The organism is Dietzia timorensis (assembly GCF_020742175.1).
Lineage (GTDB): Bacteria > Actinomycetota > Actinomycetes > Mycobacteriales > Mycobacteriaceae > Dietzia > Dietzia timorensis_A.
On the sequence record NZ_DYXM01000066.1, the window covers coordinates 1 to 17,570 of the forward strand.

18 protein-coding genes are annotated in these 17,570 nt (G+C 64.5%); 7 read left to right on the plus strand and 11 right to left on the minus strand.

The window, feature by feature from the left end:
- Window positions 1–1,308, plus strand: a 1,308-nt coding sequence (locus K8V11_RS03650) for an ATP-dependent DNA helicase (RefSeq protein WP_303910974.1), incomplete at its 5' end; no start/stop codon positions are given.
- A 46-nt stretch (window positions 1,309–1,354) separates the two neighbouring features.
- Here the strand turns inward: K8V11_RS03650 and K8V11_RS03655 are convergent.
- Entirely contained in the window at window positions 1,355–1,726 is a 372-nt protein-coding gene (locus K8V11_RS03655; RefSeq protein WP_303910975.1) for a helix-turn-helix domain-containing protein, read from the minus strand.
- Window positions 1,727–1,793: 67 nt separating this feature from the next.
- Here K8V11_RS03655 and K8V11_RS03660 point away from each other — a divergent pair, with 67 nt between their 5' ends.
- Complete coding sequence (locus K8V11_RS03660) at window positions 1,794–2,264, plus strand: DUF1772 domain-containing protein (protein WP_303910976.1); 471 nt, start codon at window positions 1,794–1,796, stop codon at window positions 2,262–2,264.
- A gap of 82 nt (window positions 2,265–2,346) precedes the next feature.
- On the plus strand, window positions 2,347–3,015 hold the full coding sequence (locus tag K8V11_RS03665; protein WP_303910978.1) for an O-methyltransferase: 669 nt from the start codon (window positions 2,347–2,349) through the stop codon (window positions 3,013–3,015).
- Window positions 3,016–3,054: 39 nt separating this feature from the next.
- Here K8V11_RS03665 and K8V11_RS03670 read toward each other — a convergent pair whose 3' ends face one another.
- The 4 genes from K8V11_RS03670 to ctaD all read right to left on the minus strand — a co-directional run bounded on the left by K8V11_RS03670 (window position 3,055) and on the right by ctaD (window position 8,417).
- The gene (locus K8V11_RS03670) at window positions 3,055–4,434 is read right to left on the minus strand and encodes an MFS transporter (RefSeq protein ID WP_303910980.1); all 1,380 of its coding nucleotides are present in this window, start codon (window positions 4,432–4,434) and stop codon (window positions 3,055–3,057) included.
- A gap of 159 nt (window positions 4,435–4,593) precedes the next feature.
- On the minus strand, window positions 4,594–5,409 hold the full coding sequence (locus K8V11_RS03675; RefSeq protein ID WP_303910981.1) for an aminoacyl-tRNA hydrolase: 816 nt from the start codon (window positions 5,407–5,409) through the stop codon (window positions 4,594–4,596).
- A complete protein-coding gene (gene serB, locus K8V11_RS03680; RefSeq protein ID WP_303910983.1) occupies window positions 5,402–6,625 on the minus strand; it encodes a phosphoserine phosphatase SerB in 1,224 nt (407 codons plus the stop codon). The genes K8V11_RS03675 and serB overlap by 8 nt, the downstream gene beginning before the upstream one ends.
- Before the next feature lie 187 nt (window positions 6,626–6,812).
- Window positions 6,813–8,417, minus strand: a complete 1,605-nt coding sequence (ctaD, locus tag K8V11_RS03685; RefSeq protein WP_303911058.1) for a cytochrome c oxidase subunit I — start codon at window positions 8,415–8,417, stop codon at window positions 6,813–6,815.
- A 315-nt stretch (window positions 8,418–8,732) separates the two neighbouring features.
- Between ctaD and K8V11_RS03690 the strand changes: the two genes are divergently transcribed.
- A complete protein-coding gene (locus tag K8V11_RS03690; protein ID WP_303910985.1) occupies window positions 8,733–9,866 on the plus strand; it encodes an ABC transporter substrate-binding protein in 1,134 nt (377 codons plus the stop codon).
- A 100-nt stretch (window positions 9,867–9,966) separates the two neighbouring features.
- On the opposite strand, the gene nrdF is transcribed toward K8V11_RS03690, so the two are convergent.
- The 5 genes from nrdF to ykgO form a co-directional block, all read right to left on the minus strand.
- The gene (nrdF, locus tag K8V11_RS03695) at window positions 9,967–10,986 is read right to left on the minus strand and encodes a class 1b ribonucleoside-diphosphate reductase subunit beta (protein ID WP_067474978.1); all 1,020 of its coding nucleotides are present in this window, start codon (window positions 10,984–10,986) and stop codon (window positions 9,967–9,969) included.
- 75 nt (window positions 10,987–11,061) lie between these two features.
- Complete coding sequence (gene nrdE / locus K8V11_RS03700; protein ID WP_303910988.1) at window positions 11,062–13,167, minus strand: class 1b ribonucleoside-diphosphate reductase subunit alpha; 2,106 nt, start codon at window positions 13,165–13,167, stop codon at window positions 11,062–11,064.
- Window positions 13,168–13,223: 56 nt separating this feature from the next.
- Window positions 13,224–13,679, minus strand: coding sequence for a class Ib ribonucleoside-diphosphate reductase assembly flavoprotein NrdI (nrdI, locus tag K8V11_RS03705; protein WP_067474976.1), 456 nt, complete (start codon window positions 13,677–13,679; stop codon window positions 13,224–13,226).
- A gap of 70 nt (window positions 13,680–13,749) precedes the next feature.
- Window positions 13,750–13,983, minus strand: coding sequence for a glutaredoxin-like protein NrdH (gene nrdH / locus K8V11_RS03710; RefSeq protein WP_067474973.1), 234 nt, complete (start codon window positions 13,981–13,983; stop codon window positions 13,750–13,752).
- Between the two features lie 638 nt (window positions 13,984–14,621).
- A complete protein-coding gene (ykgO, locus tag K8V11_RS03715) occupies window positions 14,622–14,744 on the minus strand; it encodes a type B 50S ribosomal protein L36 (protein WP_003852698.1) in 123 nt (40 codons plus the stop codon).
- A gap of 158 nt (window positions 14,745–14,902) precedes the next feature.
- Here ykgO and nadE point away from each other — a divergent pair, with 158 nt between their 5' ends.
- From nadE to K8V11_RS03730, 3 genes are all read left to right on the plus strand, one after another.
- Window positions 14,903–15,775, plus strand: coding sequence for an ammonia-dependent NAD(+) synthetase (gene nadE, locus K8V11_RS03720; protein ID WP_303911054.1), 873 nt, complete (start codon window positions 14,903–14,905; stop codon window positions 15,773–15,775).
- An 83-nt stretch (window positions 15,776–15,858) separates the two neighbouring features.
- Window positions 15,859–16,431 (plus strand): dihydrofolate reductase family protein, encoded by a 573-nt coding sequence (locus K8V11_RS03725; protein WP_303911055.1) that lies wholly within the window; start codon window positions 15,859–15,861, stop codon window positions 16,429–16,431.
- Between the two features lie 84 nt (window positions 16,432–16,515).
- Window positions 16,516–17,220: a hypothetical protein gene (locus K8V11_RS03730; RefSeq protein WP_303911057.1), complete on the plus strand. Its 705-nt coding sequence runs from the start codon at window positions 16,516–16,518 to the stop codon at window positions 17,218–17,220.
- On the opposite strand, the gene K8V11_RS03735 is transcribed toward K8V11_RS03730, so the two are convergent.
- Window positions 17,217–17,570 (minus strand): dihydrodipicolinate synthase family protein (locus K8V11_RS03735; protein WP_369693031.1); only part of this gene is annotated, 354 nt, incomplete at its 5' end. The two genes, K8V11_RS03730 and K8V11_RS03735, sit on opposite strands and share 4 nt — an antisense overlap.

Genomic DNA, 17,570 nt, shown 5'->3' on the forward strand with positions numbered 1-17,570 from the left:
GCGTCCGACTCGACGGTCCAGCGGCTCGAGGAAACAGCGGACGGTCTCTCGATGGCGCTGGCCGAAGCCAAGCCCGATCGTTGGGACCACATCGACGACGACTGCGAGATGGCAATCGGCGCGGTCCGAGATGCCGCCGTCAACGCCCGCGCCACCATCGCCGCGGCCAAACCCGGAGAGGCCGCAAACGACCCGGAAGCGACGTCCGCGCGACGTAAGGCGGCAGCGGCGCTCGACGAGATCGGCGAAGCGGCCGAACGCATCCTCGCGTCATTCGACCGTCCGCTCACCGAGCGGCTGGAAATCGTGTGGCTCTCTGATGAGAACCGCCGCGGGCTCGTTCTCCGCGTCGCGCCGTTGACCGTAGCCGGTTTGCTGCGCACCCGACTGTTCGCCGAGTCCACCGTTATCCTCACCTCGGCCACCCTCACAACAGGCGGGAACTTCGGCGCGCTCGCGACCGCGTGGGGCCTGCCCAGGGCCACCGAAACCTCGGGCTCGGCAGGATCCGCATCGAGCTCCGCCGAGCTGATCCCCGCGGAGAAGTCCCTGGGGTCGGAAGATTCCGAATCCGGAGCCGGCAACGGCACCGGCACCGGCACCGAAAACAGCGACGAGGTACATCTCCGGTGGACCGGCATGGACGTCGGCTCGCCTTTCGACTATCGGACCCACGGGATCCTCTACGTAGCCAAACACCTCCCCGGCCCCGGACGAGATGGCGCCTCGGACGAAACCAAGGCGGAGATGGTCTCCCTAGTCAAGGCTGCGGGCGGCCGGACGCTCGGACTGTTTTCCTCTATGCGCGGCGCCAAGGAGGCCGCCGAGGTGCTCCGCGAGCACCTCGATACCCCGGTGTTGCTGCAAAACGAGGACTCGATGCCCAACCTTGTCCGCCGCTTCGCCGAGGATCCGGCGACAACGCTCGTCGGCACGCTCACGCTGTGGCAAGGAGTTGACGTCCCCGGCGACTCGCTATCCCTGGTGCTCATCGACCGCATCCCGTTCCCCCGCCCCGACGATCCCCTGCTGTCCGCACGGCAACGGGCCATCGGCTCCCATGGCGGCAACGGCTTCCTCGCGGTCGCGGGCAATCACGCGGCGCTCCTCCTCGCCCAGGGCGTCGGCCGGCTCATCCGCTCGACCAACGACCGCGGCGTCGTTGCGATCCTCGATTCCCGCTTGGTGACGGCGCGCTACGGCAGCTTCCTGCGGGCCTCGCTCCCGCCGTTCTGGGAGACAACGGACTCGAAGGTCGCGCACGGCGCGCTCGAACGGTTGAACGCGGCGGCAACCGCCGACGCGTAAACCTTGCACGCGGCGTGAGGCCGCACAGGATCCGGGGGCTCCGCGGCTACCGCTCGCCGGGTGCGCACGTTCGCGCCTGGTGCGCTCGCCCCCATGCACACAGTTGCTCCACGAGCGGCCCGGCGGTCGCGCCGTAGTCGCTGATCTCGTAGGACACATGCAGCGGCTTCGTGCCATGCTCGGTACGAACGACGAGACCGTCGTCCACGAGCTCTGCCAGTTGCCGAAGGAGGACAGCCTCGCTCACCCCGGGGATCTCCCGCCGCAGCTGCCCCGGGCGCATCGAGCCGCGCTCGTGTAGCCGCCACAGGATCGACCCCTTCCAGCGTCCCGAAAGGACTCCCATCGCCGTATCCACCGGGCACTGCTGCTCCGGAATCCCCGGTAGTCCCGTCTCGCTACTGCTGTTTTCGGACACGTCACCGAGGGTACTGACTTACGAATAAGTACTGTTCGCATGCGCATTGACATCGTTGAATAGGGCCATGCCCTCCTTCGAGCTCGCCTCCGCCGTCGTCGCCCTGGTCGTATTGTCGTCGCTCACCGGGGTCGAGTTCTGTGTCGCCGCATTCTTCCACCCGGTCGTCAATCGCCTGGCTCCGCGCGCAACGATGGCGGCGCACGCACTCAGCGCAGCACGACTCGGCGCGGCGATGCCAGCCTGGTACGCCCTCTCCGCACTCACCGCCCTCCTGGCCGCATGCGGCGCCGCTTCCCCTGTGGCCACCTGGATGTGGTCATTTATGACGGCGGCCCTCGCGCTCATCATTGCCTTCACGATCGTCGTGCTCGTTCCGATCAACTCAGCCATCGCGCGCGGAGTTGGCGATGCCGCCAATGCCAACGAGGGTCGGCGCATGCGGGCCGACATCGCTCGGTGGGATCGCCTCCACCGACTGCGCACGTTCGCGCTTGCGGCGGTGGTTGTGGTCGAAATGGCGGCCGCCCTGGCATGAGCCTCGTTCTGCGGTGTCGCAGGAAGACTTTGGGCCGGCAAATCGGTGCGTCCGACGTCATTGGTCTGCTTGAATGAGCGCCATGAGCGAAACGAGCTGGCGAGCGGTAGACGCGTTCTTGTCCGGTCGGCTGTGCCCCGACGACGATGCCGTGTTGGCGGCGCGGGAACGCGCCCGCGCGGCGGGGCTTCCCGACATCGAGGTGTCCGTGTCACAGGCGCAGTTGCTGGCGCTGTTGTGCCAGATGACCGGGGCGAAAAGGATTCTCGAGTTCGGCACTCTGTTCGGGTACTCGGCGATCACCATGGCGCGGGCGATCGGCGCCGAGGCCGATATCACGACGTTCGAGATCGACGAGGTCCACGCGAAAGTGGCGCGCGAGAACTTCGAAGCCGTGGGCGTGAGCGGGCGGGTCGAGCTCGTCGAGGGCGTGGCGGCGGACAATGCCCGCGCGCTCATCGACTCGGGCGCAGAGCCATTCGACCTCGTGTTCATCGACGCCGACAAGCCGAACAACCCGATCTACGTCGAGGCCGCGATCGAGTTGGCTCGTCCCGGCACGCTGATCGTCGTGGACAATATCGTGCGCGACGGCGCCGTGATCGACCCCGATCCCGCCGACGAGAAAGCTATGGGTGCCCGGGCTGCTGTGGACCTCATCGCCGAGCATCCCCGGCTCGAGGCGACCGCTATTCAGACGGTGGGGACAAAAGGATGGGACGGATTCCTCCTCGCCCGAGTGTCCTCGTAAGCGGGGAAGAATCCGTCCCAGATAGCGGCTTCGGGACCGCTAGATGTCGGTCATCTCCCGGTCGCGCGTCTCGCGCATGACGATCAACGAAATCAGCGTCAGCACGCCGAGGAACGCCAGGTAGAGCCCGACCGGCGTGGGCGAGTGGAACTCCGACACGAGCCACGTCGCGACGAACGGGGTGACCGCGGCGCCGAGAATCGAGGCGACGTTGTAGGAGATCCCCGAACCCGTGTAGCGCACGTTTGTGGCGAACATCTCGGGCAACACCGCCGACATCGGACCGAACGTGAGCCCCATGAAGAACATGCCGATGCCGAGGAAAATGCCGACCTGCAGTTCGGTGGTGCCTTCGCCGAGGAAGATCTCGAAGCTCAGGCCGTAGATGATGATGAGCACGGTCGCCGTGATGAGCATCGGGCGGCGACCGACCTTGTCCGCGATCCAGCCCGAAAGCGGCACTCCGGCTACGAAGAACCAGATCGTGATGACCTGGAGGACGAGGAAGTCGAGGTACGGGATTCCCAGTCCGCCGTTTTCCGGCTTCGCGATGCCGTAGGACAGTACCCACGCGGTGACCAGGTAGAACAGGCCGTACGTCGCGAGCATGACGAACGTGCCGAGAATGAGGGTCCGCCAGGCGCTCGTGAACACCTCGCCGAGCGGGACGCGCACCTTCTTGCCCTCGTTGAGCGCCTTCTGGAACACCGGCGTCTCGTTGAGCTTGAACCGTACATAAAGCCCGATGGCGAGCATGACGATCGACAGCAGGAACGGCACGCGCCAGGCCCAGTCGATAAAGCTGCCCTCGGATTCGGTGATGTCGTGCCCGGTGAGCAACACGAGGACCAGGAATAGCCCGTTCGCGATGATGAATCCGAAAGGTGCACCGAGCTGCGGCCACATCGCCGCCCACGCGCGTTTGCCCGGTTGAGCGTTTTCGGTCGCCAGCAGCGCAGCGCCGGACCATTCGCCGCCGAGGCCGAGCCCCTGGCAGAAGCGGAAGATCGCGAGCAGCGCCGGCGCGGCGACGCCGATCTGCGCGTACGTCGGCAGCAGGCCGATGAGGAATGTCGCGATGCCCATGGTGAGCAGCGAGCCCACGAGCGTGGCCTTGCGGCCGATGCGGTCGCCGAAGTGACCGAAGATGATCGAGCCGAGCGGACGCGCGACGAAGGCGAGACCGAACGTCGCGAAGGAGCTGAGTAGGGCGACCGTCTCGCTTTCACCCTTGGGGAAGAACAGGTACGGGAACACCGCGACGGTCGCGGTGGCGTACGCGTAAAAGTCGTAAAACTCGATCGTGGTGCCGATCGTCGACGCGACTACGACGCGCCGACGCTGAACCTTCGGCGAGATCGACCCCGGTCCGGAATCGGCACCGGAGGCGGATGCTACTTCCGTAGAGACCTCGGCCATGCGCGGCTCCCTTTCTGCTGTCGGGTCCATCTCTGGACGAGAGGAGCCGCGGCGCAGGCATGGCCGGGCGGAGGTCGTCCGATGAGAGGGCTGGAAATTGTTACCCGGAGCACTTTACGCCCACAGATTCGGTAAGCCTAAATAAACCCGAGTCTTTTGCTAGCCGTGTTCCGCGGTCTTCGGATCCACGCCGATCACAGTCAGGGAACCGGGCGCGACCTCCGTGTATCCGGCGTCGCGAACGCCCGCGTATCCCGGCTTTCCCGCGTCGACGGCAGCGAGCGCCCGCGCCCAGTCCTCGCGGCCCGCGCGGCGCGCCACGATCGGCATTCCGTCCTCGATCCAGCGGGACACGCGCGCCTCGTCGCACACCGCGAGCAGCAACATGATTGCATGCCCGGCTTGCGCCGCGGCCTTGCCTGCGCTCATCTCCAGCTCGCCGTCAACAAGCAGTATGACAGCGGACGACGCAGCCGCCCGGACCTCCGGGGTATCGTCCGGCGCATCGGTGCCGCCAACCTGGAGTCGCTGGATCAGCGGATCCACGGCGTCGATCGGTCCGGGGACGAACACGCGAGCTGCCGCCTCCCCCTTCCTGGCCTCGACGCCCGGAAGATTCTCGGTCGCGCTCCAGTGGCTGCCTCGAGCGCGGCGGGCAACCTTGCGCATCTGGGAATCGACCCACGCCGTGTACGCCTCGTTCCACTCGCCGCCGGGCGCGACTCGCGCGTCGAGGCAGAAGCGGGCCACCGCGCGGGCGGCGGCCGCGAGGATATGCGAGCGGCCGGGGCGGTCGTCAAACGCTTTGGGCAACTCGAGCGCGATCTGCATAGCGCGGGGACGTTCGGGCGGCGCGAACCGTGGCGCACCTCCGGCAACTTCGCGCAGCTTGGCAAGGCACCACGCGCGCTGCTCCCCTTGCGCCGGCAGCCACTGCATCGGGCTGGGCGCCCGGGCGCCCGCGTCGTCACTCAAGGGGAACCCGGCGGAACGTGTTCGCCGCGCGGTCTGCGGCCTCGATCTCGTCACGCGTGATCCCCATGAGGAATAGCGCGGCGTCGAGGAACGGCTTGGACAGCGAGGCGTCGGCGACCTCGCGCAACGCCGGCTTGGCGCAGAACGCGATGCCGAGCCCGGCGGCCGAGAGCATGTCGATATCGTTCGCTCCGTCGCCCACGGCAACAGTCTGCGTGAGAGAGATTCCCAGGTGGTCCGCGCAGCGGCGCAGATATTCCGCCTTGGCCTGACGGTCGACGATCTCGCCGACCACGCGCCCGGTGAGCACGCCGTCCTCGATCTCCAAGGTATTCGCCTTGTAGAAATCGAGACCGAGGTCAGCTGCGAGCGATTCGATGACCTGGGTGAACCCGCCGGAGACGACGCCGCATCGAATGCCGAGGCGTTTGAGGGTCCTGATGGTTGTCCGCGCACCTGGGGTGAGCGTGATCTCCGCGGCCACGTCATCGATGACTGTCGCGGGCAGCCCCTGGAGCGCCCGTACGCGCTCGTGGAGGGACTCGGCGAAGTCGAGCTCGCCGCGCATCGCACGCTCGGTGACGGCGGCGACCTCGGCCTCCCTGCCTGCCCTGGCGGCGAGCATCTCGATCACCTCGCCTTGCACGAGTGTCGAATCGACATCGAACATCACGAGCCGCTTGGCGCGCCGCGCGAGGCCCGCCCGCTCGACCGACAGGTCCACGCCCAACCGATCCGACAGCGGCGCCAGCGCCATGCGCAGCTGCTCATCACTCGAGCGGCTACGGTCCGACGTCGACACCTCGAGCTCGAGTCCCGTGACCGGGTAATCCGCGATCCGCTTGATCGCATCGATATTCACATCGATGGCGGCGAGAGCCGAGGCCACCCCGCCAAGCGCAACAGCGGACACCGGCTGCCCGAGAAGTGTGACGACGTGTGTGCTGGGTCCTGTATGGGGATCCGGGGAATCGAGGTGGATCGACGCCTCCACCCCGAGGTCCTCGGCCACCTCGGCGACCTCGCGCCTCATCTCGTCCGCCTCGCCGTTCGCCGCGACGAACAGGCCGAGAGTGAGATGCCCGTTGACCACGACCTGCTCGACATCGAGGAGGTCGGCTCCATGCGAGGACAGGACGGACACCACCGACGAGGTCACGCCGGGATGGTCGGGGCCGGAAATCGTGATCAACAACGTCGATTTCGGGGTGCTCACGGCACCTGCCTTTCGGGAGTGTAAATGCGGATTTCTGAAAGTTCGGGGCACGCTATCGCGCCCCATAGAGCTACCAGCCTAGCCTCCGGCTGCTTCCACCGAATAGGCCGTAACACGAAAGTGGCGCATGCCCCGGTTCCGGGACATGCGCCACTTTCATCACGTTCTGTTTGCCAGGTGCGAGTTGCTAGTGCCTGCCACCCACGTGAGCCTCGGCGCGGTTGCGCTCGATCATGTGCGGGTAGTGCAGCTCGAACGCCGGGCGCTCCGAGCGGATGCGCGGCAGCTTGACGAAGTTGTGACGCGGCGGCGGGCAGCTGGTGGCCCACTCGAGCGAGTTGCCCGCGCCCCACGGATCGTCGGTGGTGACGATCTCGCCGTAGCGCCAGCTGTGGATGATGTTCCAGATGAACGGCAGGAACGAGATGCCCAGGATGAAGGCGCCGATCGTCGAGATCATGTTGAGCACCGTGAAGTTGTCGGTGGCCAGGTAGTCCGCGTAGCGGCGTGCCATGCCCTGGTTGCCGAGCCAGTGCTGCACGAGGAACGTGCCGTGGAAGCCGATGAACATGAGCCAGAAGTGCCACTTCGCGAGGGTCTCGTTGTACATGCGGCCCGTCATCTTCGGGAACCAGAAGTACACGCCGGCCATCGTGGCGAACACGATCGTGCCGAAGAGCACGTAGTGGAAGTGCGCCACGATGAAGTAGGTGTCCGAGATGTGGAAGTCGATCGGCGCGGAGGCCATCATGACGCCGGTGAGACCACCGAAGAGGAAGGAGGTGATGAAGCCGCAGGCGAAGATCATCGGCGCCTCAAACGTGATCTTGCCCTTCCACATCGTGAGGATCCAGTTGAAGAACTTCACGCCCGTCGGGACGGCGATGAGGAACGTCATGAACGAGAAGAACGGCAGCAGCACGGCGCCGGTCACGAACATGTGGTGCGCCCACACGGCCATCGACAGGGCTGCGATGGACAGCGTCGCGAAGATCAGGCCCGCGTAGCCGAACATCGGCTTACGAGAGAAGACCGGGAAGATCTCGGACACGATGCCGAAGAACGGCAGGGCGAGAATATAGACCTCGGGGTGACCGAAGAACCAGAACAGGTGCTGCCACATGATGGCGCCGCCGTTCTGCGCGTCGAACAAGTGCCCGCCGAACTGGCGGTCGTAGTACACGCCGAGCGCGGCCGCCGTGAGGATCGGGAAGATGAAGAGGATCAGCACGGACGCGACGAGAATGTTCCAGGTGAAGATCGGCATGCGGAAGAAGGTCATGCCCGGGGCACGCATACACACGATGGTGGTGACGAAGTTGACGCCACCGAGAATCGTGCCGAGGCCGGACACGCCGACACCGAGGATCCACAGGTCAGCGCCCACCTGCGGCGAATGGACTGCATCGCCGAGCGGCATGTACATCGTCCAACCGAAGGCGGCTGCACCGCCCGGGGTGAGGAAGCCGACCAGGGTCAGCGAAGCGCCGAAAACGAACAGCCAGAAGCCGAAGGCGTTGAGGCGCGGGAACGCCACGTCGGGTGCGCCGATCTGCAGCGGCATGATGTAGTTCGCGAAGCCGACGACGATCGGCGTGCCGTAGAACAGCAACATGATCGTTCCGTGCATGGTGAACAGCTGGTTGAACTGTTCGTTCGACAGGAACTGCATGCCGGGCAGCGCGAGCTCGGCACGGATAAACAGCGCCATGAGGCCGCCGATGAAGAAGAAGACGAAACATGCGGTGATGTACATCAGACCGAGCTGCTTGTGGTCTGTGGTCGTCAACATCTTCCAAATGAACGAGCCCTTACGACCTGTCCCGGTCGGCGTCCCAGCCGGGTGGTCCAGCTCGTGCACCGGGCGCGGTGCCACTGTGGTCATGGGGCTCCTCCTGAAAGTCTTGCCCTAGTCAAATGCTCACCGAAACGTCGAAGCCGTCCATCTCGACTGCAGATTTCGAACATCACGGATGTGCTGGCAATAATCTTAGACCCCGCCATTCGGTATGGGACATCGACCCCACCCCTTTCTGTGTATTTCTTAGGACTCCGTTTGGGAGTGTCCGTGTCGCCACCTTCCACCCGCGTCTCTTAACCTGGTGAGGTGCGTAATTTCACTGTTGACCGAGCCCGCCGTCTCCCGTCGCCCGAGGGCGCGAGAAAGGCCGCTCCGGCAGCAGTCGGCCTCCTGGCCCTCGGGGTCGCGCTGAGCGCCTGCGGCCCCTCGCCAATGGACATGGAGGAGCATCCGATCACCGAGTCGACGCCTTCGCGCGCCGCCGGGGAAGAGCTCCTCCGCTCCGGCGACCCGGAGGAGGCCTGCCCGGAGGAGCCGTTGCGCGCCGATTCCGGGTCGACGGTGTCTGTCGCCTCCTCGCCCGGCGATGACGCCGACAAGGTGCGCGTCCCCACCGAGCCCGAGCGAATTCTCGCTCTCGGTTACGGCGCCGCGGACACGGCCTGCGCGCTTGGGCTCCAAGACCGGGTTGTCGCCACCTCGCCTTTGCCCGCGGGCGCGAACGCCGTGCTCCCGCCTCGGCTCACATCAGCGCCCATCGCCGATCCGGCGACTGCCGAGTTCTCCTCCCAGGTGCGGGATCTCGACCCCGACGTCATCCTCGTAGGTGCCGACGCCGGCGTTACCGCGGCCGAACTACGGAAGACTCTGGGTGACGACGGGGCGCCGATCATCTCCTACGAGGATCCGGGCGCCGAGGTGCCGTGGTCGGAGTCCGCCCGGGTGGCGGCGGCCGCGCTGGGCCGTGAAAAGGCGATGGACACGCTGCTCACCGACTTCATCGGTTTCTACGAAGGCGCCGCGGAGGCTTCCACGCCATCGGATACGCAGGTGTCGGTAGTGCAGTTTGACGGCGGAGAGCCGCGAATCGCGGACCCGGATATCCTCGGCGTGCGTATCCTCACCGCGATGGGCGCGCAGCGCCCGCCGGCGCAGCTTCTCGAAGATGGCGAACCGGTGGATCCGCCGGACTACTCCCCCATTGCCGGCGACGAGCTGTCAGGGGATGTGGTCTTCGCGATCAAGCCGCCGGGCCCGAACGGCGAGGCCGAGATGCGCTCGGTCTTCGAGTCCGAGCGTTGGGAGGAGCTGTCTCCGATGAAAAATCGTCGCGTGTTCGTCGTCGAGCCTTCGGTGTGGCAGGGCCGCGGGATCGTCGCCGCACGCACGGCGGTCCAGGACATCGCCGCTAATATCAATCGCTACTCCGCTGACGGATAGTTTGTCCTTTTATATAGGAAACAAGAACGGCGGCGCCGCTCCCTAACGGTCGAATGACCGAGCAGGTAGCGGCGCCGCCGCGAGCCATGTTGGGTGAGTGCTAGAAGTCCCAATCCTCGTCTTCGGTGGCCACGGCCTTGCCCATGACGTAGGAACTGCCGGAGCCGGAGAAGAAGTCGTGGTTCTCGTCCGCGTTGGGGCTCAGCGCCGACAGGATCGCCGGATCGACGTCGGTCTCGTCCTTCGGGAACATCGCCTCGTAGCCAAGATTCATGAGCGCCTTGTTGGCGTTGTAGCGCATGAACTTCTTGACGTCCTCGGTCCAACCGACGGCGTCGTAGAGGTCCTCGGCGTAGTCCGATTCATTCTCGTACAGCTCGAACATGAGCTCAAAGGTGTAGTTCTTGAGTTCTTCGCGCTCGGCCTCGGTGAGCTTTTCGAGCCCGCGCTGGTACTTGTAGCCGATGTAGTAACCGTGCACGGCCTCGTCGCGAATGATGAGCCGGATGATGTCCGCGGTGTTGGTCAGCTTGGCCCGCGAGGACCAGTACATCGGCAGGTAGAAGCCCGAGTAGAACAGGAACGACTCGAGCAGTGTCGAGGCGATCTTGCGGTGCAGCGGATTCGTTCCTGCGTAGTCCTCGAGCACGATCTTCGCCTTGCGCTGGAGGAACTTGTTCTCCTCGGACCAGCGGAAGGCTTCGTCGATCTGCGGGGTCGAGCAGAGCGTGGAGAAGATCGTCGAATAGCTCTTCGCGTGGACCGACTCCATGAAGGCGATGTTGGTGTACACCGCCTCTTCGTGCGGGGTGATCGAATCCGGGATCATCGACACCGCGCCGACGGTCCCCTGCATCGTGTCGAGCAGGGTCAGCCCGGTGAACACGCGGATTGTGAGTTGCTGCTCGAGATCGGTCAGCGTCTGCCACGACTGGATGTCGTTGGAGACCGGCACCTTTTCTGGCAGCCAGAAGTTACTGGTCAGACGATCCCAAACCTGGTCATCGACATCATCGGAAACGCGGTTCCAGTTAATCGCCGACACGCGGTCGACGAGGTTGGGGCGAACCCCTTCGGCAGGACTGTGCGAGCCGGGAGCGTGCTGCTCGGTGGAGGTCACGTGAGGTGCCTTTCTAACGAGGTTGAACCGAAATTTCGCTGGCTTCGGTTACGGAGACATGGCGAGATTTGACGGTCACAGCATGCAGCTGACGCAACCCTCCACCTCGGTCCCTTCGAGTGCGAGTTGGCGCACGCGGATGTAGTACAGCGTCTTGATGCCCTTGCGCCATGCGTAGATCTGCGCACGGTTGACCTCGCGGGTGTCCGCCGTGTCCTTGAAGAACAGGGTGAGTGAGAGTCCCTGGTCGACGTGCTGGGTGGCGGCAGCGTAGGTGTCGATGATCTTCTCGTAGCCGATCTCGTACGCGTCCTGGTAGTAGTCCAGGTTGTCGTTGTTCAGGTAAGGCGCCGGATAGTAAACGCGGCCGATCTTGCCTTCCTTGCGGATCTCGATCTTCGAGGCCACAGGGTGGATCGAGGACGTCGAGTTGTTGATGTAGGAGATCGACCCCGTCGGCGGAACGGCCTGCAGGTTCTGGTTGTAGATACCGTGCGCCTGCACCGATTCCTTGAGCTCGCGCCAATCCGACTGCGAGGGGATCTCCACCTCGGCGTCCGCGAACAGCTGGGCAATGCGCTCGGTGGCCGGCGCCCACTCCTGATCGGTGTACTTGTCGAAGAACTCGCCGGAGGCGTACTTCGAATCCGCGAAACCGGCGAAGGCCGTGCCGCGCTCGATCGCGATCTGGTTCGAGGCGCGAAGCGCGTGGAACAAGACCGTGTAGAAGTAGATGTTCGTGAAGTCCACGCCCTCTTCGGAGCCGTAGTAGATGCGCTCGCGGGCAAGGTAGCCGTGCAGGTTCATCTGGCCGAGGCCGATGGCGTGCGACTGATCGTTGCCCTTCTCGATCGACGGCACCGAGGAGATGTCGGTCTGATCCGACACCGCCGTCAGACCGCGAATCGCGGTTTCGATCGTCTTGCCGAGGTCCGGGGAGTCCATCGACTTGGCGATGTTCATCGAACCGAGGTTGCAGGAGATGTCCTTGCCGATCTCCGAGTACGACAGGTCGTCGTTGAACGACGACGGGGTCGACACCTGGAGAATCTCTGAGCACAGGTTCGACATGGTGATCTTGCCCTTGACCGGATTCGCCCGGTTTACCGTGTCCTCGAACATGATGTACGGGTACCCGGACTCGAACTGGATCTCGGCGAGCGTCTGGAAGAACTGGCGCGCGTTGATCTTCTTCTTCGAGATCGCCTTGTTCTCGACCATCTCGTTGTAGTGCTCGGACACGTTGATGTCGGCGAACGGCTTGCCGTAGATGCGCTCGACATCGTAGGGCGAGAACAGGTACATGTCCTCGTTCTTCTTAGCCAGCTCGAACGTCACATCCGGAATCACGACGCCGAGTGACAGCGTCTTGATGCGGATCTTCTCGTCGGCGTTCTCGCGCTTGGTGTCGAGGAACTTGAGGATGTCGGGGTGATGGGCGTGCAGGTAGACCGCGCCCGCGCCTTGGCGTGCACCGAGCTGGTTGGCGTACGAGAAAGAGTCCTCGAGCAGCTTCATCACGGGGATGACGCCGGACGACTGGTTCTCGATGTGCTTGATGGGTGCGCCGTGCTCACGGAGATTCGACAGCAGCAACGCCACACCGCCGCCGCGCTTGGACAGCTGCAGCGCGGAGTTGATCGAGCGGCCGATGGACTCCATGTTGTCCTCGATCCGCAGGAGGAAGCAGGACACGGGCTCGCCGCGCTGCTTCTTGCCCGAGTTCAGGAACGTCGGGGTGGCTGGCTGGAAGCGACCCGCGAGGATCTCGTCGACGAGGGCCTGCGCGAGGGTTTCGTCGCCCTCGGCAAGTGCCAGCGCGACCATGCACACGCGGTCTTCGTAGCGTTCGAGGTAGCGCTTACCGTCGAAGGTCTTGAGCGTGTACGACGTGTAGTACTTGAATGCGCCGAGGAAGGTCGGGAATCGAAACTTCTGCGCGTAGGCGTTCTCGAAAAGCGAGAGGACGAAGTTGCGCGAGTACTGCTCGAGCACCTCGGCCTCGTAGTATTCCTTTTCCACGAGGTAGTCGAGCTTTTCGCTCTGGTTGTGGAAGAACACCGTGTTCTGGTTGACGTGCTGCAGGAAGTATTCGCGTGCAGCCTCACGGTCCTTGTCGAACTGGATGTTTCCATCGTCGTCGTACAGGTTGAGCATCGCGTTCAGCGCGTGGTAATCCATGCCGCTGGACGCCGTCGAAGTGTTTTCTGCCGTTTCCGCGCGGTCTACCGCTGGTGCTACCAAAACTCGTCCAATCCCTTGCGGACGTTGTCCACGTCCTCTTGCGTTCCCATGAGTTCGAATCGGTACAGGTAGGGCACGCCCAGCTTGGCAGCTACTGCCTCGCCGGCCGCGCCGAACGATGCGCCGAAGTTGGAGTTTCCCGCCGCCAGGACCCCACGGACGAGGTCCCGGTTGGTTTTGTTGGCGAGAAACTTCTTGACCTGTCGCGGTACGTGCGACCCCTCCTTGCCGGTGACCGACAAGCAACCCCCGTAGGTGGGAGTAATCAAAACAAACGGCTCGGACATTTCCGGCATCTGCTCCGAGGAATAGATCGGAATCCGAGTCGAGGCGTAGCCGAGCTTGCTCACGAAGCGTTCGGTATTGCCCGAGACGTTGGAAAAATAGACCACATGCACGGACTTTTCCGCTGCACGCGGGACCGAATCGAGATATGCGATGCGGTTCATATGTGTCGCCTCCAGGACGCTCAGGTCACTTCCCCATGATCTCTGCGCCCGACGTGCGATCGACCGCCGGTCAGGCTGCGGCGGTGGCGAGAGCTTTGATGCGATCCGGACGGTAGCCGGACCAATGGTCCTCGCCTGCCACCACGATCGGGGCCTGCAGGTGGCCGAGAGCCATCACGTACTCGCGAGCGTCGGAGTCCTCGGTGATATCCACGACCTCGTAATCCAGACCCTGCTTGTCGAGAGCACGGTAGGTGGCATTGCACTGCACGCACGCCGGCTTGGTGTAAACGGTGATGCTCATAGCGACTTGAGGCCTTTCTTCACGCACTGGGAACGACGAAACTTCTGTCCGGATGCGGCTCTTGTGATTATTCGAACATCGACGGCGAACCTGTGGAATTCGCGCGCCCTCTATAGAGATTCAACACCTCCACAGGGCCTGGAATTCCCGCCGGCTCGTTGTGTCCGACTCAATGACCGCAACGCCTTCAAACACTACCCGTTGTGTCCAGAAGGTCAACCGACCACGACATATTGGTCTTACACGCATGGTATTCCCAGGTCGTCGTCTCACCTTGTGGACCCCCGTTCCGCCATAACAGCGTTTCGAACGACACCGATGTTGTTTCGCGCGTGCCGTTCGAACGCGCAACCCGATACAGAACCCATCATGACGGCGGAGTCCGACAAAATCTTTGCCCACACCCTGTCCACCGTTCGTCCACATCTGGTCCACAGATACGTCCACAGGATTTCGGCATCCGCGTTCGAACGCGCGATTTCGGGGAACTAGGGGGCACAGCGCGTGCGGGGACACGAAACCTTCCCCCGAGAATGGTTCGACCGGCTAGCGGGCTATTGGCCAGGCGACAAATAAAAGGCGCCCGCCGTCCCGAAGGGGATGGCGGGCGCCTGTGGCACGTTAGCGTGCCTTCGCTCTTAGCCCTGGCGGGCCTTGAAACGCGGATCCTTCTTATTGATCACGTAGACCTTGCCGCGGCGGCGCACAACCTGGGCGCCCGGCTTGTTCTTCAGCGACCGAAGGGACTTGCGGACCTTCATGGGGCGCTCCTTTCTGCTAGCCGATATGTCTCTCGCCGCCGCTGCGGCACAGCAACCGGTTTTCCGGTTCGCGCGCACGGCAAAGCGATGACATGGAACTTGGTCATAGTAGCGGCTCGGAAACCCAATTGTCATATCAGCCGCCTAGGATCGACCGCATGACAGACGCTCACTCCCCCGCTTCCGCACCTCGTCCCCTGCAGCGCGAAATCGCCGCGGCGCTGCACGTGCAGCCCGACATCGACGTCATAGGCGAGATAAACGAACGGGTCGCGTTTCTCGCAGACTACCTCGCCGCGTCACACACCTCCGGCTTCGTCCTCGGGATCAGCGGCGGGCAGGACTCGACCCTTGCGGGACGCCTGTGCCAGCTTGCCGCCGAAAAGGTCAGGGATGACGGCGGGCGTGCGCAATTCGTCGCGGTCCGCCTTCCCTACGGCGTGCAGTCGGACGAGGCCGATGCCCAGACCGCCTTGCAATTTATCCGGCCGGACGAGTCGTTGGTCGTCAATATCAAGGAAGCCGCAGATGCGTCTGCCGCCGCGGCGGCCACGGCCGTCGGCGGAATCGAGGGAGGTGCTGGCGAGATCCGCGACTTCGTGCGCGGCAACATCAAGGCCCGCGAGCGGATGGTCGCCCAATACACGGTCGCGGGACAGCTCGGCTTGCTCGTCGTCGGCACCGATCACGCGGCCGAGGCTGTCACGGGTTTCTACACCAAGTACGGCGACGGCGGCGCGGACCTCACTCCCCTCACCGGGCTCACGAAGCGTCAGGGAGCCGCGATCCTGCGGGAACTCGGCGCCCCTGAATCGACGTGGACGAAGGTCCCCACCGCGGACTTGGAGGACGATCGCCCCGCGCTCCCCGACGAGGAGGCGCTCGGGGTTCGTTACGCGGAGATCGATGACTACCTCGAGCAGCGCGAGGTTTCCGATGCCGTCGCCGAGCGCATCGAGCATCTCTATCGCGTATCCCGTCACAAACGGGCAATGCCTGCCGCCCCACAGGACGGCTGGTGGAGAGACTGAGCCCGCGCCGTAAGGAACGCACGCAAGGACAAATCCACGCAGCGGCGGCTCGATAGAATTCGATCCGAATAGAGGAGATCCGCATGCAGGAAATAATCGTCACCGCGTTCATGTCGCTCGACGGCGTCATGGAGGCACCTGGAGGGGAACCCGGGTATCGGAATTCCGGGTGGACCTTCAACGGGATCGACTTCGATCCGGCAGCGTACGAGATCAAGGGGCGCGAGCAGGCCGAGGCCGGAGCGCTGCTACTCGGCCGGAAGTCCTACGAGGCTTTCGCGCCGGTGTGGCCCGAGATGGATGAGTTCGCCGAGTACAACGCGATGCCCCGCTACGTCGTCTCTCGCACGCTTGAGCACGAGGACCCACGCTGGCCTGCGAGGATCCTGCGTTCGGTGGACGAGGTCCGTGCGCTCAAGGAGGAGGGCGAAGGTGGCCCGGTCATCGTGCACGGGAGCGCGACGCTGGGCGCTGCCCTCGCAGATGCCGGGCTCGTGGACCACTATCACCTGCTCGTGTTCCCCGTCCTTCTCGGCGCCGGGAAGCGGCTGTTCTCAGAGGAAGAAAAGAACGCCACGCGCCTGCGTGTCCGTGAATCGGAGACATACGCCAACGGAATACAGAAGCTGGTGTACGACGTCATCGGAACCGAATAGGCGCACCCTGGCGGGCACCGGAAAGTGGGCCCGGCAAGCCGCAGGTGGTGCGGAATCGGCGCCGGCAAGTTAGCGTTGTGCTCCATGAAACGGTTGACAAGCACAGCAGCATTGGCCGGGCTCGCCGCGACACTGATGGTCGCGCCCGTTGCGGCCGCAGCTCCCGGCGACTCGGGGTCGCTCACGGTGCCCGAGCGCACGCAGATCGCGGTGGGCACGCCCCTCGGGCCGATCGGCACGCCGGATATGCACGAGGCCAGGCCCGCGCTGTCGATCGTCAAGCTCTACATGGTCGACTACATCTGGCAGCACGGCGACGGCACCGACACCGCCGACCTCGAGCGGATGATCAAGGCCTCCGACGACGCCGCCGCGCAGCGCATGTGGGACAAGTACGGCCCGGTGTCCGTGTCGGCGCCCGCGGAGGCCTACGGCCTCACCTCCACGTGGCCCGGCGACAACTGGGGCACCTCGTATACTTCCACCGCGGACGTGACGACATTCCTCAACGCGAAGATGCTCGACCCCGATACGCCGATTCTCGACTGGATGCGCGACGCGGATGCGGTCGCCGCGGACGGGACCGAGCAGAACTGGGGCACCTCCCAGGTGCCCGGCGTGCAGGGCACCAAGTGGGGCTGGTCGGACTACGGCGACAGTGAGGTCGCCTCCGCGAGCTTCGGGCTGGGCTTCACCATCGCCGCGAACACCTGGGGCTTCCCCGAGGACCAGACCGCGGACGTGCTCAACTCGGTCAACCCGGCCGCAGTGATCGCCCCCTCGGCCTAGACGCCCCAGCCTGCGAGTTCCAGACGGTCGACGATCTTGGCCACTCTGTGCGCGTCCGCTCCGGCGAGGCCGCGAATTGGCCTGGGCAAACTCGGCGCGGCGACGAGCCCGAGATACTCCGCGATTGCGGAGGTGACGCGGAGGATCCCGTGATCGGCCATGAGATCCCAGACCGGTCGCAGTCGTTCCGACGCCGCGAGCGCCTTGTCGGCGTCGCCGGTGAGTGCGGCACGGGCGATCTCGATCGCCGGCGCGGGCAGCGTTCCACCGAGAACCGAAAACCAGGACTCGCAGCCCGCGAGGAGCCCTGCGGCGCCGAATCCGTCTCCGGAAACTCCGAGCGCCACGCC

Bases quoted from the DNA above. Each gene is read 5' to 3' on its own strand.
- K8V11_RS03660 (WP_303910976.1), top strand. From the start codon at position 1,794: ATGCCCTCCTTCGAGCTCGCCTCCGCCGTCGTCGCCCTGGTCGTATTG.
- K8V11_RS03665 (WP_303910978.1), top strand. From the start codon at position 2,347: ATGAGCGAAACGAGCTGGCGAGCGGTAGACGCGTTCTTGTCCGGTCGG.
- K8V11_RS03670 (WP_303910980.1), bottom strand. From the start codon at position 4,434: ATGGCCGAGGTCTCTACGGAAGTAGCATCCGCCTCCGGTGCCGATTCC.
- ctaD (WP_303911058.1), bottom strand. From the start codon at position 8,417: ATGTTGACGACCACAGACCACAAGCAGCTCGGTCTGATGTACATCACC.
- nrdE (WP_303910988.1), bottom strand. From the start codon at position 13,167: ATGGATTACCACGCGCTGAACGCGATGCTCAACCTGTACGACGACGAT.
- nrdI (WP_067474976.1), bottom strand. From the start codon at position 13,679: ATGAACCGCATCGCATATCTCGATTCGGTCCCGCGTGCAGCGGAAAAG.
- nrdH (WP_067474973.1), bottom strand. From the start codon at position 13,983: ATGAGCATCACCGTTTACACCAAGCCGGCGTGCGTGCAGTGCAATGCC.
- ykgO (WP_003852698.1), bottom strand. From the start codon at position 14,744: ATGAAGGTCCGCAAGTCCCTTCGGTCGCTGAAGAACAAGCCGGGCGCC.
- nadE (WP_303911054.1), top strand. From the start codon at position 14,903: ATGACAGACGCTCACTCCCCCGCTTCCGCACCTCGTCCCCTGCAGCGC.
- K8V11_RS03725 (WP_303911055.1), top strand. From the start codon at position 15,859: ATGCAGGAAATAATCGTCACCGCGTTCATGTCGCTCGACGGCGTCATG.
- K8V11_RS03730 (WP_303911057.1), top strand. From the start codon at position 16,516: ATGAAACGGTTGACAAGCACAGCAGCATTGGCCGGGCTCGCCGCGACA.